Genomic DNA, 17063 nt, shown 5'->3' on the forward strand with positions numbered 1-17063 from the left:
CGCGGTGCCGGGAAGGAACCCCCATGCAGGACCTCTCCGCGCTGATCCTCTCCCGGATCCGCGACGTGCCGGACTACCCCAAGCCCGGCATCATGTTCAAGGACATCACGCCGCTGCTCGGCGACCACGAGGTCTTCACGGCCGTGGTGGAGGCGCTGGCGGACGGCCTGGACGTCGACAAGGTCGTGGGCATCGAGGCCCGGGGCTTCATCCTGGCCGCCCCGGTGGCCCTTCGGGCCGGCGCCGGGTTCGTCCCGGTCCGCAAGAAGGGCAAACTGCCCGCGGAGACGCTGGAGGCCTCCTACGATCTGGAGTACGGCTCCGCCGTCATCGAGGTGCACCGCGACGCCTTCGCACCGGGCGACCGCGTGCTCATCGTGGACGACGTGCTGGCCACCGGCGGCACCGCCGAGGCCACCGTGGAGCTGATCGGCCGCGCGGGCGCCGAAGTGGTGGGCGTGTCCGTGCTCATGGAACTCGGCTTCCTGAAGGGCCGTGAGCGGCTCGGCCACGCCGGCCTGCGGGCGCTGGTGGTCGTCTGAACGACTCCCCGCCCGGGAGTCCGGTACCCCCGGCGTGGATACACTGGGGGATCTGGACTCGACGTGAGGGAGTCTGAGTGCCCCGTGACATGACCGTGCCCGATGTGACCGACACCCCTGAGCCGGTTTCCGCGCCAGCGGGCGACACGGGTACGGCCATGTCCGCGAGCACGGAGGAAAAACCGGCGCCTGCCGTACGCCGCAGGTTGTCCCGGTTCGGGGGCCAGTGGGGTGGCGCGATGAATCCGGTCCTGGAACCACTGTTCAAGACAGTCCGTGCCACCCACCCCAAAGCGGACCTACGGCTGATCGAGCGCGCCTACGACGTCGCGGCCTACCACCACCGCGACCAGAAGCGGAAGAGCGGCGACCCGTACATCACCCACCCCCTCGCGGTCGCCACCATCCTCGCCGAGCTCGGCACCGACGACGAGACGTTGTGCGCCGCGCTGCTCCACGACACCGTCGAGGACACCGCCTACGGCCTGGACGAGCTCGGCAACGACTTCGGCGAGAACATCGCCCTGCTGGTGGACGGCGTCACCAAGCTGGACAAGGTCAAGTTCGGCGACGCGGCCCAGGCCGAGACCGTACGCAAGATGGTCGTCGCGATGTCCCGCGACATCCGGGTGCTGGTCATCAAGCTCGCCGACCGTCTGCACAACATGCGCACCCTGCGCTACCTCCCGCGGCACAAGCAGGAGCAGAAGGCCCGCGAGACGCTGGAGATCTTCGCGCCGCTGGCCCACCGGCTCGGCATGAACACCATCAAGTGGGAGCTCGAGGACCTCGCGTTCGGCATGCTCTACCCCAAGCGGTACGACGAGATCGCCCGCATGGTGTCCGAGCGCGCCCCCCGCCGCGACCTGTTCCTGCAGGAGGTCATCGAGAAGGTCCACGCCGACCTGCGCGAGGCCAAGATCCGCGCCATGGTGAAGGGCCGCCCCAAGCACTACTACTCGATCTACCAGAAGATGATCGCGCGCGAGGTCGCGTTCGACGACATCTACGACCTGGTGGGCATCCGGGTGCTGGTCGACACGGTCCGCGACTGCTACGCCGCGCTCGGCACGATCCACGCGCGGTGGAACCCGGTCCCCGGCCGGTTCAAGGACTACATCGCGATGCCCAAGTTCAACATGTACCAGTCGCTGCACACCACGGTGATCGGTCCCGAGGGCAAGCCGGTCGAGCTGCAGATCCGCACCCGCGCCATGCACCACCGCGCCGAGTACGGCGTCGCGGCCCACTGGAAGTACAAGGAGGAGATGGGCGCGAGCGGCCCCGCCGGGGTGCGCATGAAGGCCGCGGGCGACATGGCGTGGCTGCGCCAGCTCCTCGACTGGCAGAAGGAGACGTCCGACCCGGGGGAGTTCCTGGAGTCGCTGCGGTTCGACCTGTCGGTGTCGGAGGTCTTCGTCTTCACCCCGCGCGGCCAGGTCATCGCGCTGCCCGAGGGCGCCACGCCCGTGGACTTCGCCTACGCCGTGCACACCGAGGTGGGTCACCGGTGCATCGGGGCGCGGGTGAACGGCCGCCTGGTGCCTCTCGAGTCGCGGCTGAGCAACGGCGACGCGGTCGAGATCTTCACCTCCAAGTCCCCGGACGCCGGGCCGTCCCGCGACTGGCTGAAGTTCGTCAAGAGCGGCCGGGCCCGCAACAAGATCAGGCAGTGGTTCTCCAAGGAGCGCCGCGAGACCGCCATCGAGGCGGGCAAGGAGGCCATCGGCCGGGCCATGCGCAAGCAGGGCCTGCCGTTGCAGCGCCTGATGTCCGGAGAGAGCCTTCTGGCCCTCGCCAGGGACCTTCGCTACCCCGACGTCTCCGCGTTGTACGCGGCCGTCGGAGAAGGCCACATGGGCGCGCAGTCGGTCGTCGAGAAGCTCGTGCAGTCCCTCGGCGGGGTGGAGGGCGCCGAGGAGGACATCGCCGAGGCCGCCGTCCCCACGCGGCTGCGCGGCCGGCCGCGCAGCGGCACCAACGCCGGGGTGATCGTGGCGGGCGACTCCGACGTGTGGGTGCGCCTGTCGCGGTGCTGCACGCCGGTGCCCGGTGACGACATCGTGGGGTTCGTCACCCGCGGCCACGGGGTGTCGGTGCACCGCACCAACTGCCCCAACATCGAGCAGCTCAGGGCCGAGCCCGACCGCCTGGTCGAGGTCAACTGGTCCCCGAGCGACGACTCGGTGTTCCTGGTCGCCATCCAGGTGGAGGCGCTCGACCGTCCGCGCCTGCTCTCCGACGTCACCCGCACCCTGTCCGACCAGCACGTCAACATCCTGTCGGCGTCGGTCACCACCTCACGCGACCGCACGGCCGTCAGCAAGTTCACGTTCGAGATGGGCGACCCCAAGCACCTCGGCCACGTCCTGAAGGCCGTACGCAACATCCCGGGCGTCTACGACGTGTACCGCGTCACCAACTGAGACACCCGCCGCCGGCGATCAGGTCACGCCCCGCCGCGGCACCGATCGTGGCCGCCGTCGCGCCGCCCGCGTACCGGCGCGTGCGGCCCGGCACTGGCGAGACACCGGCGTACGGCCGGCGTATCGATGGCGCGGCGCAGGCGTGACGACGCGGCCTCGGCACGGCGGGTGCCGTGCCGAGGGGGCGTCAGGAGAACTCGGCGAGGGTGCGCTCGGCCTCCTCCAGCCACGACCGGCGCGCCGCGATGGCCTCCTCGGCCTCCTTGACGTCCTTGTCGCGGCCGGCGGTCCTGGCCTTGGCCAGGCGGCCCTCAAGCTGGTCGATCGACTTGCGGAGCTGGTCGACGGTGGTCTGCGCGCGGGCGCGGGCCTCGGGGTTGGAGCGCTTCCACTCGGCCTCCTCGGCCTTGCGCACCGCCTCGTCGACGCGCCGCAGGCCGCCCTCCAGCCGGTCGCGGGACTCGCGCGGCACCGGGCCGACCGCCTCCCAGCGCTCCAGCACGCCGCGCAGCGCGGCCCGGGCCGCCCGGGCGTCGGTGATCGGCAGGATGCGCTCGGCGTCGGCCAGGATGGCCTCCTTGGCCTCGGCGTTCTCCCGCAGCGAGGCGTCACGCTCGGCGAACACCGTCGAACGCGCCTGGAAGAACTGGTCCTGCGCGCCCTTGAACCGGGTCCACAGATCGTCCTCGGCCTCACGCGAGGCGCGCCCGGCGTTCTTCCACTGCCGCATCAGCTCGCGGTACGCCGCCGCCGTCTCGCCCCAGTCGGTCGAGGACGCCAGCGCCTCGGCCTCGGCGACGATGCGCTCCTTGATCGCGCGCACCGACTCCCGTTGCTCGTCCAGCCCGGCGAAGTACGACTTGCGCCGCTTGGCGAACGCCGTGCGGGCGGCCGACAGGCGCTTCCACAGGGCGGCCTCGGTCACCCGGTCGATGCGCTCGGCCGCCTTCCACTCGTCCACGAGCTGGCGCAGCCGCTCGCCGCCGGACTTCCAGTGGGTGGTGTCCTCGGCGATGCGCTCGGCCTCGGCGACGATGCGCTCCTTGATCTCACGCGAGGCGGCGCGGGCCTGGTCCCTGGCGGCCCGCATCTCCTCACGGCGCTTGCCCACCAGGTCGGTGAGGGCCTCCAGGCGGGCCGTCAGCGCCGCGAGGTCGCCCACGGCGTGCGCCTCGGCGATGGAGTCGCGCAGCTTGACGATCGTCGCCTCGGCCTGCGCGGGTGGCAGGTCGGTGCCGCGGACGCGCTGTTCCAGCAGCTCCACCTGGGTGGCCAGCTCGTCGTACTTGCGATGGAAGTAGGCAAGCGCCTCTTCCGGCTCACCGGCCTGCCAGGACCCGACGGCCCGTTCTCCCTCGGCCGTACGAACGTAGACGGTGCCGTCGTCGTCTACCCGGCCCCACGGGTCGGTGCTCACCGTGTCCTCCCGCATTCGAATCAGCTTTCCAGGACGCTACGCGTCCTTGGTGGTATTACGTCAGCTCTAGCCCGAGATTGTCACGCGTTTGAGTTCGACGGGGTCCTTCGGCGCTCCGGTGCCGTCGCCCATGCCGCCCTCAAGGACGCCCTTCTTGCGGACCTTGTCCAGAATGTCGAGCCCCTTGGTGACCGTACCCAAAATGGTGTACTGCGGCGGGAGCTGAAGGTCGCCGAGGACGATGAAGAACTGGCTGCCCGTGGTCCCGGGGGCCTGTGCCTTGGCCATCGCGATCACGCCGCGTGTGTACTTGGCGCCTTCGAGGTTCTCCTCGGCGTAGCGGAAGCCGGGGCCGCCCTGGCCGTCGGTGGTGCCCTTGCCGTCCGCCTTGGCCAGCGGGTCGCCGCACTGGAGCATCGGGAAGGCCTCGGTGCCCATACGGTGGCACTTGGAGCCGTCGAAGTACTTCTTCTTCGCCAGGAAGGCCATCGCGTTGACCGTGCACGGCGCCTTGGCGGTGGCGAGCTTGACCACGATGTCGCCATGGTTGGTGTCGAACGTCATGGTCTTCGCGGACTTGTCGGGCTTGGTGGGCGGGGTGCCGACCTCCTTCACCGGCCCCCCGCGGCTGTCGGCCACGTAGTCACAGGTGTCGGCCGCCGCGTTGTACGCCTTGGGCGTGGGGCCCGCGGACGGCGGCGGCGAGCTCGTGGCCGCCGACGGTGACGGGGTCGCCGCGGCCGAGGGGGTCTTGTTGCCGCCGACGATCGCGACGGCCGCGAAAATGCCGCCCACCACGACGAGGACGCCCACGCTGGTGCCGATGATCGCCACCTGCTTCCTGCGGGCCTCACGTTCGGCGCGTCGCTGCATCTGCCGTTCGTAGTGCTCGCGTGCGAGCTGCTTCTGACGGTCCTTGCCGGTCGCCACCGCTGTGTCCTCCCGACTGTCCGAGTTGATCGCGTTTGGTCGTCTGACTGGACGACCGCCACCTTTATGGAGTGGGCGAATCGTATCGGCCCGCGGGCGATGGTTCGCAGCCCGGCGACCCGCACCGGTACCCTTCGGTTACATTCCCATCCGCTTTCCTTGACGAGAACGATCACACCGAGGACCGCTTCCGTGCTCATCGACGGCTTTCCCGCAGGCTCGTTCCAGGCCAACTGCTATGTCGTCGCTCCCGCCGCGGGCGAGGAGTGCGTGATCGTCGACCCTGGTCAGGACGCCGTGCGCGATCTGGAGGCCAAGCTGCGCGAGCACCGGCTGAAGCCGGTCGCCGTGCTCGTGACCCACGGTCACCTCGATCACATGTGGTCGGTCGCCCCGGTCTGCGGCGCACGCAACATTCCTGCATACATTCATCCGGACGACCGCGAGTTGCTGTCCGATCCGGCCAAGGGCATCTCGCTCATGGCGAACAGCTTGTTCGGCGGCATCGAGTTCACCGAGCCCGACGACGTGCGCGAGCTGTCCGACGGCGCGGTGCTGAACATCGCGGGGCTGGATCTGATCGTCGATCACGCCCCCGGCCATACCAGGGGGTCGGTGACCTTCAGGTTCGACGCGGAACAGGTGATGTTCTCCGGCGACCTGCTGTTCGCCGGCTCCATCGGCCGCAGTGATCTGCCGGGCGGCGACTACGCCACCATCATCCGCAGCCTCGGCAGGGTATGCCTGTCCCTGCCGGACACCACCACGGTGCTGCCCGGCCACGGACCACAAACGACGATCGGCCGTGAGCGCGCCACCAACCCGTACCTCGCCGAGGCGGCGCCGTTCGCGGGCCCAACCAGGGGACTGTGATGAGCTTTCAGGCGCCCAAGGGCGTACCAGAATATTTCCCGCCGCGCTCGGCGACCTTCGTCGCGGCCCGCGCGGCGTTCGCCGACGCGGCGGTCCGAGCCGGCTACGCCTACATCGAGGTGCCGGTCTTCGAGGACACCGAGCTGTTCGCGCGCGGCGTCGGCGAGTCGACCGACGTCGTCACCAAGGAGATGTACACCTTCGCCGACCGCGGCGGCCGCTCGGTCACGCTGCGGCCGGAGTTCACCGCCGGCGTGATGCGCTCCACGCTGGAGCACGGCCTGCACAACGGCCGGCTGCCGGTGAAGCTGTGGACCATGGGCCCGGCGTTCCGCTACGAGCGCCCGCAGGCCGGCCGGTACCGCCAGCTCCAGCAGTTCGACCTGGAGGCCATCGGCACCGAGGACCCCGCGGTGGACGCCGAGACCATCGCCATCGCCTGGCAGGGGTACCGCTCGCTCGGCCTCACCCAGGTGCGGCTGCTGCTCAACACCCTCGGCTGCGCCCAGTGCCGCCCGGCCTACCGCGCCGCCCTGCAGGAGTTCCTGCGCGGCCTGGACCTCGACGAGGCCACCCGGCGGCGCGTCGAGATCAACCCGCTGCGGGTGCTGGACGACAAGCGTCCCGAGGTGCGGGCCCAGGTGGAGCACGCGCCGCTGATCATCGACCACCTGTGCGCGTCCTGCAAGGCCCACCACGACCGCGTGCGGTCCCTGCTGGAGGACCTCGGGGTCCCCTGGGAGGACACCCCGCGCCTGGTACGCGGCCTCGACTACTACTCCCGCACCACCTACGAGTTCGACCACCCGCTGCTCGGGGCCCAGTCGGGCATCGGCGGCGGCGGCCGGTACGACGGCCTGTCCGAGGACATCGGCGGCCCGCCGCTGCCCGGCATCGGGTTCGCCGTGGGCGTGGACCGCATCGTCATGGCCGTCGAGGCCGAGGGCCTGGCCGCGCGGGAGCCCGCGCGGGTCGCGGTGTTCGGCGTGCCGCTCGGCGACGACGCCGCCCGGCGCATGTTCACGCTGGTCAACGAGCTGCGGTCGGCGGGCGTCGCCACCGACATGGCCTTCGACGGCAAGGGGCTCAAGGGCGCCATGAAGGGCGCGGACCGGTCCGGTGCCACGTACGCGGTGATCCTCGGCGAGCGCGACCTCGCCGCGGGGACCGCCCAGGTGAAGGACCTGGTGAGCGGGGAGCAGACCGCCGTGCCGCTCGACGAGATCGTCACGAAGCTGAAGGAGAAGCTGACCAAATGATCCGCACGCACACCGCCGGATCGCTGCGCAGGGAGCACGCGGGCCAGGGCGTCACCCTGGCCGGCTGGGTGGCACGCCGCCGCGACCACGGCGGCGTCGTCTTCATCGACCTGCGCGACGCGTCCGGCTCGGCGCAGGTGGTCTTCCGAGAGGAGGACCACGCGCACGACCTCCGCTCGGAGTACTGCGTCAGGATCGCCGGGGAGGTCCGCCTGCGCCCGGAGGGCAACGAGAACCCCGACCTGCCGACCGGCGAGATCGAGGTCGTGGCCTCCGAGGTCGAGGTGCTGAGCGAGTCGGCGCCCCTGCCGTTCCCCATCGAGGGGAACACCGGGGTGTCGGAGGAGGCGCGGCTGAAGTACCGCTACCTCGACATCCGCCGCCGCCAGGTCGCCGAGGCGCTGCGGATCCGCTCCACCGCCACCTACCTCGCCCACGAGGTGATGCGCGAGCACGGCTTCGTGTACGTCGAGACGCCCGACCTGACCCGCTCCACCCCCGAGGGCGCCCGCGACTTCCTGGTGCCGGTCCGCCTGCAGCCGGGCAGCTGGTACGCCCTGCCGCAGTCGCCGCAGTTGTTCAAGCAGCTCCTCATGGTGGCCGGTCTCGAGCGCTACTACCAGCTCGCCCGCTGCTTCCGCGACGAGGACCTGCGCGCCGACCGGCAGCCGGAGTTCACCCAGATCGACGTCGAGATGTCCTTCGCCGACCAGGACGACGTCATGGCCCTCGGCGAGGCCCTGATCGGCCGCCTGTGGCGCGAGACCGCCGGCTACGAGCTGCCGTCCCCGCTGCCGCGCGTCACCTACCGCGAGGCGATGGACCGCTACGGCTCCGACAAGCCGGACCTGCGGTTCGGCTGCGAGCTGGTCGACATGACCTCCTACTTCTCCGGGACGACGTTCCGGGTGTTCCAGGCGCCGTACGTCGGCGCCGTGGTCATGCCGGGCGGCGCGTCGCAGACCCGCAAGGAGCTCGACGCCTGGCAGGAGTGGGCCAGGTCCCGCGGCGCCCGCGGCCTGGCGTACGTCCTGGTGCAGCCGGGCGGTGAGCTCGGCGGCCCGGTCGCCAAGAACCTGTCCGAGACCGAGCGGGCGGGGCTCGCCGCCGCCGCCGGGGCCGCCGAGGGCGACGCGGTGTTCTTCGCCGCGGGCCACCCGAACCCCTCGCGCGACCTGCTCGGCGCGGCCCGGCTGGAGATCGGCCGGCGCTGCGGCCTGATCGACGAGTCGGCGTGGAGCTTCCTGTGGGTGGTGGACGCCCCCATGTTCGAGCCGGTGCTCGACGACGCGGGGCGGCAGACCGGCTGGACGGCCGTGCACCACCCGTTCACCGGCCCGAAGCCCGAGTGGGCCGACACCTTCCAGGACGACCCGGGGGAGGCCCTGGCGTACGCCTACGACATGGTCTGCAACGGCATGGAGATCGGCGGGGGATCCATCCGTATCCACCGGGCCGAGATGCAGCAGCGGGTGTTCGACGTGCTCGGCATCTCCAAGGAGGAGGCCGAGAGCAAGTTCGGCTTCCTGCTGGAGGCGTTCAAGTACGGCCCGCCGCCGCACGGCGGCATCGCCTACGGCTGGGACCGCGTCTGCATGCTGCTGGCGGGCGGCGAGTCGATCCGCGACGTGATCGCCTTCCCCAAGACCGCCTCCGGTTTCGACCCGCTGACCGGCGCCCCCACCCCGATCACGGCCGACCAGCGCAAGGAGGCCGGTGTGGACGCCACCAAGAAGCCCGCCGCCAAGGCCGCCTCACCGGGCGCCTGAGTCCGGCCCGGGCACGCCGAGGGCGCCCGGGTCAGGTGAAACTCCTCGAGCACGACAGAAGGGGCGCGGCCCGTCGCGGGCCGCGCCCCTTCGCGTGTCGCCGGGGACCCTGAGGGGCCTACTTGGTCACGGTGACGTTCTTGATGATGACCGGCAGCTTGGGGGCGTTGGAGCCCTCGCCGCGGACGTCGGCCATGGGGTCGCCGTTGAAGGGGATGATGCCACCCTTGGCGATCTTGTCCACGACGTCCATGCCCTCCTTGACCACGCCGAACGGCGTGTACGCGGCACCCGCGCTGGCCAGTTGGGTGTTCTCGTCGGAGAACGAGATCCAGAACTGGCTGCCGTTGGAGTTGGCGTCCTCGGCGCCCTGCGCCATCGCCACCGTGCCCCGCGTGTAGGGGATGCCTCCGAGGTTCTCGTCCCCGAACAGGTAGCCGGGGCCGCCCGTGCCGTCGTCCTTGGACTTTCCGTCGCCCTTGGCCAGCGGGTCGCCGCACTGCAGCATGCCGAGGCCGGTGGTCTCCACGGTGGCGAGGCGGTGGCAGCGGGTGTTGTCGAAGTAGTTCTTCTTGGCCAGGAACTCGAAGGAGTTGACGGTGCAGGGAGCGGCGGCGGTGGCCAGCTCGATGACGATCTTGCCCTGGTTGGTGTCGATCGTCATGAACTTGGCTTTGAGGTCCGGCTTGGTGGGCGGCATGCCCACCTTCTTGGCCGGCGAGTCGCTGTCGTCCTTGCGGTAGGAGCAGGTGATCGTGGCGGGGTCGGCCGGGGCCGTCACGCCGGGGTCGACGGCCGGCGCCGGCGCCGACCCAGAAGCGGACGGGGTGGCGGCCGCCTGGCCGCCGGGGTCGTCCCCTCCGCCGCCGCCGAGCAAGGTGGTGGCGGCGATGATCCCGCCGGCGACGACGACGACGCCCAGACCGGCGCCGAGGATCGTGTTCCGCCGGCTGGACGGTGGCTTCTTGGCGCGCTCTTCCTGCCGCTCGCGGTGCTCCCGTGCCAGCTGGGTCTGGCGATCCACGTCGGTCACGGTATGCCTTCCATTTGCGGATTGATGACTTCAGGTGCTCGGGAATCGTACCGGCCTTTGCCTCTGGACCGCATAAAACGGGTGGTTCCTCCACCAGCGGATGTACCTCCTCACACCAGATGCTTGACCAGAGGAATGTCCGCACCGGTACTTTCTTACGGTGTCCTGACGCGGCACCTGTCATCGTGGGCCCACGCGGCTCGCGGGGGCGGGCGCGACCCGGGACCGCCCGTGAACACACGAGAACCCACGGGCGCCCCGGCACGTATAGAGGGACGTATCGCCACCCCGACAGGAGCCAGCAACGATGTTCGAAGAAATCTTCGGCCTGCCCGCGCACCCCCTGATCGTGCACGCGGCCGTCATCTTCATCCCCCTGCTCGCAGCGGGTTCTGTGGTGTTCGGCGTCGTGCCCCGGGTGCGCACGCACCTCGGCTGGGCGGTCGCCTCGCTCGCCATCGTGGCACCCGTCGCGGCCTTGGCGGCCAAGCTGAGCGGTGAGGCGTTCATGGAGAGGAACTTCGGCGGTGAGACGCCCGAGGGGCCGCTCGGCGCCAAGCTGGACGAGCACATGGGCTACGCCGACCCGCTGCTGTTCAGCGCGCTCGGGCTCGGGGTGTCCGCGCTGCTGCTGGTGTACTCCTCGGTGCGGCTCGGCAAGACGGCCACCGCGATCCTCACGGTGGTGACCGTCGTGCTCGCCGTCGTGGCCGGCTTCTACACCGTCCGGGCGGGGCACACCGGCGCCGTCGCCGTCTGGAGCTGACCCGCTCCCGCGCGGTGCGGCGCCGTGACGGCGGGTAGTGTCGGCCCGTGGAGAGTTTGTTCGACGCGGCGGCGGAGGAGGCCCACCGGGGCCAGGAGCCCCTGGCCGTCCGCATGCGGCCGCGCGGCCTGTCCGAGGTGATCGGCCAGCGGCACCTCCTCGGGCCCGGCACCCCGCTGCGGCGGCTGGTCGAGAGCGACGCGCCCATGTCGCTGTTCCTGTGGGGCCCGCCCGGCACCGGCAAGACCACCCTGGCGTACGTGGTGGCGGGGGCGACCAAACGGCGCTTCGTCGAGGTCTCGGCGGTCTCGGCGGGCGTCAAGGAGGTCCGCGCCGCCATCGAGCAGGCCAGGGGCGAGCTCGGCATGACCGGACGCCAGACCGTGCTGTTCGTCGACGAGGTCCACCGGTTCAACAAGGCCCAGCAGGACGCGCTGCTGCCCGCCGTCGAGAACCGCTGGGTCACCTTCATCGGCGCCACCACCGAGAACCCCTTCTTCTCGGTGATCTCCCCGCTGCTGTCCCGCTCGCTCCTGCTCACCCTGGAACCGCTGTCGGAGGAGGACGTCCGCGCGGTGCTGGAACGCGCCGTGAGCGACCCGCGCGGCCTCGCCGGCCGGGTCGCCCTGACCCCCGAGGCCACCGGCCACCTCGTCCGGCTCGCCGGGGGAGACGCCCGCCGCTCCCTGACCTACCTGGAGGCCGCGGCGCTCATCGTCCCCTCCGGCGAGATCACCGTGGAGACCGTCGAGAAGGCCGTCGACAAGGCCGCCGTCCGCTACGACCGCCAGGGCGACCAGCACTACGACGTGATCAGCGCCTTCATCAAGAGCATGCGCGGCTCCGACGCCGACGCCGCCCTCCACTACCTGGCCCGCATGATCGAGGCCGGCGAGGACCCCCGCTTCATCGCCCGCCGCGTCGTCATCTTCGCCTCGGAGGACGTGGGCATGGCCGACCCCACCTGCCTCCAGGTGGCCGTGGCCGCCGCCCAGGCGGCCCAGATGATCGGCTTCCCCGAAGCCTCCATCAACCTGGCCCACGCCGTGATCCACTGCGCCCTGGCCCCCAAGTCCAACGCCGTCGTCAAAGCCATAGGCGCCGCCACCCAGGACGTCCGCCGCGGCCTGATCGGCCAGGTCCCCGCGCATCTGCGAGACGCCCACTACCCAGGCGCCGCCAAGCTCGCCCACGGCAAGGACTACAAGTACCCCCACGACTACGACCACGCCCTGGTCCGCCAGGTCTACGCCCCCGCCGAGCTCCAGGACCGCCGCTACTACGAACCCACCACCCACGGCGCCGAGGCCCAGGTGGCCACCCGCTGGTCCAAGATCCGCGACTACCTCCGCGGCACCTCCTGACCCCCGCCGGCCCCAGGGGCGTCGTCCACGAGTGGCGCGCTGGGAGGCGGGTGTGGCCCGGGGGCGCGATAGGGTCTTGACCATTCCATCCGCCCCGAGCCGGGTCGCACGTCGCCGGGCCGCTTTTGGAGGGGACGCACCGAGATGCTGACCGCGGGAGAGGTCGCCGGCCTCATCGTCGCTCTGTTCTGGGCGATCCTCGTCTGCTTCCTGGCCATGGTGCTGGTGAAGCTGGCGCGGCTGATCGACCAGACGGCCAAGTCGGTGGCGGACCTCAACGAGCGCGTGGTGCCGCTGCTGGAGGACGTGAGCCTCACCGTGGCCGAGACCAACCGGCAGCTCGTCGCGGTCGAGGCGATCGCGGGGAACATGCGGGAGGCCAGCGGCAACGTCGCCAGGGTCACCGGGGTGGCCTCCACCCTGTTCGCGACTCCGCTGATCAAGGCCTCGGCGCTCATCCACGGGGTCCGCGGCGCCCTCGCCGGCCGGCGGCGGCCGTCCGCCCTTCCCCGGGCCGGGCGGCAGTCGTGATCCGCGCCATGATCCGCCGGCTGTTCTGGTTCGCGCTCGGCGCGTACGCCGCGGTCTGGGTGATGCGTAAGCTTCAAGCGTTGAAGCCCGACCACATCGCCCGCCGCACGGCGGGCCACGCGGCGGGGCTGCTGGCCGAGGCCCGCGGCTTCGCGGGCGAGGTCCGGAGGCTCTCCGCGGCCAGGGAAACCGAGTTGCGGGCGCGACTCGGGCCCGACACCGTTGCAGTATCCGCACGAAACCACCACGACGAAAAGGACGGCCGCTGAGATGGAGTCGGCAGAGATCGCCCGCCGCTTCCTGCGCTTCTTCGAGGAGCGCGGCCACACCGTCGTGCCCTCGGCCAGCCTTGTCGCCGAGGACCCGACGCTGCTGCTGGTCAACGCGGGCATGGTGCCCTTCAAGCCCTACTTCCTCGGACAGAAGAAGCCCCCGTACCCGCGGGCCGCCTCCGTCCAGAAGGTCATGCGCACCCTCGACATCGACGAGGTCGGCAAGACCACCCGCCACGCGAGCTTCTTCCAGATGCTCGGCAACTTCTCCTTCGGCGACTACTTCAAGGAGAAGGCGATCCCGTACGCGTGGGAGCTGCTCACCACCCCCGAGTCCCAGGGCGGCTTCGGCTTCTCCGAGGACCGCCTGTGGGTGACGGTCTTCCAGGACGACGACGAGGCCCGCGACATCTGGCACAAGCAGGTCGGCATCCCGCTGGAGCGCATCCAGCGCCGCGGCTTCGCCGACAACTACTGGCACATGGGGGTGCCCGGCCCCGGCGGCCCGTGCAGCGAGATCTACTACGACCGCGGCCCCGAGTACGGCAAGGAGGGCGGTCCCGTCGCCGACGAGAACCGCTACCTCGAGGTCTGGAACAACGTCTTCATGCAGTTCCAGCTCTCCACGGTCCGCAGCAAGATCGACTTTGACGTGCTGGGCGAGCTGCCCGCCAAGAGCGTGGACACCGGCATGGGCCTGGAGCGCATGGCGGCCATCCTGCAGGGCGTCGACAACATCTACGAGATCGACACCACCTACAAGATCCTCGACCGCGCGGCCGATCTGACCCGCTCGCGGTACGGCCGCGACGCCCGGGCCGACGTCTCGCTGCGCGTCGTCGCGGACCACATGCGCGCCGGCGTCATGCTGGTGGGCGACGGCGTGCTGCCCTCCAACGAGGGCCGTGGTTACGTCCTGCGGCGCATGCTGCGCCGGGCGATCCGCAACCTGCGCCTGCTCGGCGCGGGCGACGAGCGCTACATGCACGAGCTCACCGCCACCACCATCGACGTCATGAGCGACCAGTACCCCGACCTGCGCGCCGACGCGGCGAACATCCACACGGTGATCGACGCCGAGGAGACCTCCTTCCTCGGCACCCTGCGCACCGGCACCGCGATCTTCGACGCGGCGGTCGAGGAGACCAAGCGCAAGGGCGTCGAGGTGCTCGCGGGCGCGCAGGCGTTCCAGCTCCACGACACCTACGGCTTCCCGATCGACCTCACCCTGGAGATGGCCTCCGAGCAGGGCCTGCAGGTCGACGAGGACGGCTTCCGCCGCCTGATGGACGAGCAGCGGCAGCGCGCCAAGGCCGACTCCGCGGCCAAGAAGACCGGCAACGCCGACATCTCGGTGCTCGGCGAGCTGCTCGACCGGGCGGGCAAGGTCGACTTCCTCGGCTACGACCAGACCACCGCCGAGGCGCGGGTCATCGGCCTGCTCGTGGACGGCGCGTCGGTCCCCGCGGCGGGCGCGGGCACCACCGTCGAGGTCGTGCTCGACCGCACCCCGTTCTACGCCGAGGGCGGCGGCCAGCTCGCCGACCAGGGCATGATCCGCACCGACGGCGCGCGGGTCGAGGTCACCGACGTCCAGTCGCCGTTCGCGGGGCTCGTCGTGCACCGCGGCAAGGTCGCCGACGGTGAGATCCGGGTGGGCGACGCGGCGCAGGCCGAGATCGACGTCGAGCGGCGCCGGGCCATCTCCCGCAGCCACACCGCGACCCACCTGGTGCACCGCGGCTTCCGCAACGCGCTCGGCGAGAGCGCGGCGCAGGCGGGCTCGGAGAACTCCCCGGGGCGGTTCCGCTTCGACTTCACCGCGGCGGGCGCCGTGGCGCCGAGCGTGCTGCGGGACGTCGAGGACGAGGTCAACGCGATCCTGATCAACGACCTCCAGGTGCACGCGTACCACACCTCGCTGAGCGAGGCGCGGTCCATGGGCGCGCTGGCGCTGTTCGGCGAGAAGTACGGCGACGAGGTGCGCATCGTCGAGGTCGGCGACTACTCCCGCGAGCTGTGCGGCGGCACCCATGTCGCGAGCTCCGGGCAGCTCGGCCTGGTCAAGGTGCTGGGCGAGTCGTCCATCGGCGCCGGGGTGCGCCGCGTCGAGGCGCTGGTCGGCCTGGACGCGTTCCGCTTCCTCGCGCGCGAGAGCGTGCTGGTCGCGCAGCTCTCCGAGCAGCTCAAGACCCGCCGCGAGGAGCTGCCCGAGCGGGTGGAGGGCATCGTGACCCGCCTGCGCACCGCCGAGCGCGAGCTGGAGCGCCTGCGCTCCGCCCAGGTGCTCGCCATCGCGGGCGAGCTCGCCGCGGGGGCCCGCGAGATCAGCGGCGTCTCGGTGGTGACTCACCGCGCGCCGGACGGGACTTCCCCCGATGACCTGCGTAAACTCGCTCTCGATGTGCGTGGCAGATTCCCCGGCGACCGCGCCGCGATGGTCGTGATCGCCGGCGTGCCCGCCGACCGCCCCGTCGTGGTCGCCGCGGTCAACGAGGCGGGACGCGTCCGGGGACTCAAGGCCGGGCGACTGGTAGGCGTCGCCGCCAAGGCACTTGGGGGTGGCGGTGGCGGCAAGGACGACGTCGCACAAGGCGGCGGCACTCGACCCGAGGCGATCGACGACGCCCTCACCTCCGTCACCCAGGCCGCCAGGGAAACCCTCACCTGACCCTGGCCACCCCACCCGCGCCCACCATGACGCCACCACCCCGTACCTCCGGCGACCCGCACCGGTCCCGCCGGAGGTACGGCCGTACGCGTCGCCACTCCCTGCGATCCCGTATCTGCGGCGACCCGCACCGGTCCCGCCGTGGGGACGGCCGTACACGTCGCCACTCCCTGCGATCCCGTATCTGCGGCGACCCGCACCGGTCCCGCCGTGCGTACGGCGATACGCTCCTCCACCCTCCATCCTGGCCGCAGAGCCCTCCGGTGCCCCCCGTCCCGGTCGCCTGTTTCGTTCCATCGCCGGTTCTGCCGTCGTCCCGCGGCCGGGGCGGGATCTCGTTTGCCGGCGCGTCGCTGCGGCTGTCGGCGGGGGACGGGGGGGTGTCGCCGTGAGGCGGGGGGTGCGGATCGGGGTTGATGTGGGGACGGTGCGCATCGGGGTGGCGCGGAGCGATCCCTCGGGGCTGCTCGCTACGCCTGTGGAGACGGTGCGGCGGGGGCGGGGCGATCTGGGGAGGATCGCCGGCATCGCGGCCGAGTACGAGGCGGTCGAGGTGGTGGTGGGGCTGCCCACGTCGTTGTCGGGCAGGGAGAGTCACGCGGCCGCGGCGGTGCGGGAGTTCGCCGGGCGGCTCGCGGCGCGGGTGGCGCCGACGCCGGTGCGGATGTACGACGAGCGGCTGACCACGGTGTCCGCCCAGCAGGACCTGCGGTCCAGCGGGGTGCGGGCGAAGAACCAGCGGGACGTCATCGACCAGGCCGCCGCCGTGGTCCTGCTCCAGGCCGCGCTGGACGCCGAGCGCGCCTCGGGCGCGCCCCCAGGAAGACCCGTCGAGCCGCCGGGGCCACGCCCCGGCGGGGAATCGAGCCCCGGGCCCACGAGGTGACCCGCCCTGCCGCCCCGTACGGCGGTGACGACGAGGGTGCCCGGCATGGCGGTGACGATCAGCACACCCTGCCCGGTGACGGAGAGCAGAGCGCTCCCCGCGGTCACGGTGATCAGGGTGTCCCGCACGGGGACGGTGATCAGGGTGTCCCGCACGGGGACGGTGATCAGGGTGTCCCGGGCGGTGACGGTGCTCGGGGGAGCGGGGACCAGAGCGTACGGGGGGAGGGTGACGAGCAGGGGGCGCTGCGTGGTGAGGGTGACGAGGGGGTGGGGTTGTTCGAGTTGGGAGGGGCGGACGGGAGTGAGGAGGAGGGGGTTGGCG

The 17063-nt window shown here is 71.3% G+C and carries 15 protein-coding genes; 12 read left to right on the forward strand and 3 right to left on the reverse strand.

Annotation, left to right across the window (positions count from 1 at the left end; translation table 11 throughout):
• Window positions 1–23 precede the first annotated feature (23 nt).
• Both ABGB17_RS09115 and ABGB17_RS09120 read left to right on the forward strand, forming a co-directional pair.
• Window positions 24–542, forward strand: coding sequence for an adenine phosphoribosyltransferase (locus ABGB17_RS09115; protein WP_347627378.1), 519 nt, complete (start codon window positions 24–26; stop codon window positions 540–542).
• Between the two features lie 239 nt (window positions 543–781).
• Entirely contained in the window at window positions 782–2968 is a 2187-nt protein-coding gene (locus tag ABGB17_RS09120; protein ID WP_347627379.1) for a bifunctional (p)ppGpp synthetase/guanosine-3',5'-bis(diphosphate) 3'-pyrophosphohydrolase, read from the forward strand.
• A gap of 187 nt (window positions 2969–3155) precedes the next feature.
• Here ABGB17_RS09120 and ABGB17_RS09125 read toward each other — a convergent pair whose 3' ends face one another.
• Window positions 3156–4400 (reverse strand): DUF349 domain-containing protein, encoded by a 1245-nt coding sequence (locus ABGB17_RS09125; protein WP_347627380.1) that lies wholly within the window; start codon window positions 4398–4400, stop codon window positions 3156–3158.
• Between the two features lie 51 nt (window positions 4401–4451).
• The gene (locus ABGB17_RS09130; RefSeq protein ID WP_347627381.1) at window positions 4452–5315 is read right to left on the reverse strand and encodes a peptidylprolyl isomerase; all 864 of its coding nucleotides are present in this window, start codon (window positions 5313–5315) and stop codon (window positions 4452–4454) included.
• 192 nt (window positions 5316–5507) lie between these two features.
• Between ABGB17_RS09130 and ABGB17_RS09135 the strand changes: the two genes are divergently transcribed.
• From ABGB17_RS09135 to aspS, 3 genes are read left to right on the forward strand one after another with little or no spacing between them, the layout of a single operon-like run.
• Window positions 5508–6188, forward strand: a complete 681-nt coding sequence (locus ABGB17_RS09135; protein WP_347627382.1) for an MBL fold metallo-hydrolase — start codon at window positions 5508–5510, stop codon at window positions 6186–6188.
• Window positions 6188–7447 (forward strand): histidine--tRNA ligase, encoded by a 1260-nt coding sequence (gene hisS, locus ABGB17_RS09140; RefSeq protein WP_347627383.1) that lies wholly within the window; start codon window positions 6188–6190, stop codon window positions 7445–7447. The genes ABGB17_RS09135 and hisS overlap by 1 nt, the downstream gene beginning before the upstream one ends.
• Window positions 7444–9216 carry an aspartate--tRNA ligase gene (aspS, locus tag ABGB17_RS09145; RefSeq protein ID WP_347627384.1) on the forward strand — a complete coding sequence of 591 codons (1773 nt, stop codon included), beginning with the start codon at window positions 7444–7446 and terminating at the stop codon, window positions 9214–9216. The genes hisS and aspS overlap by 4 nt, the downstream gene beginning before the upstream one ends.
• A 118-nt stretch (window positions 9217–9334) precedes the next feature.
• Here the strand turns inward: aspS and ABGB17_RS09150 are convergent, their stop codons facing one another.
• Window positions 9335–10249: a peptidylprolyl isomerase gene (locus tag ABGB17_RS09150; RefSeq protein WP_347627386.1), complete on the reverse strand. Its 915-nt coding sequence runs from the start codon at window positions 10247–10249 to the stop codon at window positions 9335–9337.
• Window positions 10250–10556: 307 nt separating this feature from the next.
• Between ABGB17_RS09150 and ABGB17_RS09155 the strand changes: the two genes are divergently transcribed.
• From ABGB17_RS09155 to ABGB17_RS09185, 7 genes are all read left to right on the forward strand, one after another.
• Window positions 10557–11015, forward strand: coding sequence for a DUF2231 domain-containing protein (locus tag ABGB17_RS09155; RefSeq protein WP_347627388.1), 459 nt, complete (start codon window positions 10557–10559; stop codon window positions 11013–11015).
• Between the two features lie 47 nt (window positions 11016–11062).
• Entirely contained in the window at window positions 11063–12379 is a 1317-nt protein-coding gene (locus ABGB17_RS09160) for a replication-associated recombination protein A (protein ID WP_347627390.1), read from the forward strand.
• Between the two features lie 144 nt (window positions 12380–12523).
• The gene (locus ABGB17_RS09165; protein ID WP_347627392.1) at window positions 12524–12910 is read left to right on the forward strand and encodes a DUF948 domain-containing protein; all 387 of its coding nucleotides are present in this window, start codon (window positions 12524–12526) and stop codon (window positions 12908–12910) included.
• Window positions 12907–13179 (forward strand): hypothetical protein, encoded by a 273-nt coding sequence (locus ABGB17_RS09170; protein ID WP_347627394.1) that lies wholly within the window; start codon window positions 12907–12909, stop codon window positions 13177–13179. Before ABGB17_RS09165 ends, ABGB17_RS09170 begins: the two co-directional genes overlap by 4 nt.
• A 1-nt stretch (window position 13180) precedes the next feature.
• Window positions 13181–15853 (forward strand): alanine--tRNA ligase, encoded by a 2673-nt coding sequence (alaS, locus tag ABGB17_RS09175; RefSeq protein ID WP_347627396.1) that lies wholly within the window; start codon window positions 13181–13183, stop codon window positions 15851–15853.
• A gap of 388 nt (window positions 15854–16241) precedes the next feature.
• Window positions 16242–16739, forward strand: coding sequence for a Holliday junction resolvase RuvX (gene ruvX / locus ABGB17_RS09180; RefSeq protein WP_347627398.1), 498 nt, complete (start codon window positions 16242–16244; stop codon window positions 16737–16739).
• A gap of 45 nt (window positions 16740–16784) precedes the next feature.
• A partial coding sequence (locus ABGB17_RS09185; RefSeq protein ID WP_347627401.1) for a hypothetical protein occupies window positions 16785–17063 on the forward strand: 279 nt, incomplete at its 3' end.

The sequence above is a fragment of the Sphaerisporangium sp. B11E5 genome (assembly GCF_039871875.1).
Taxonomy (GTDB): Bacteria; Actinomycetota; Actinomycetes; order Streptosporangiales; family Streptosporangiaceae; genus Sphaerisporangium.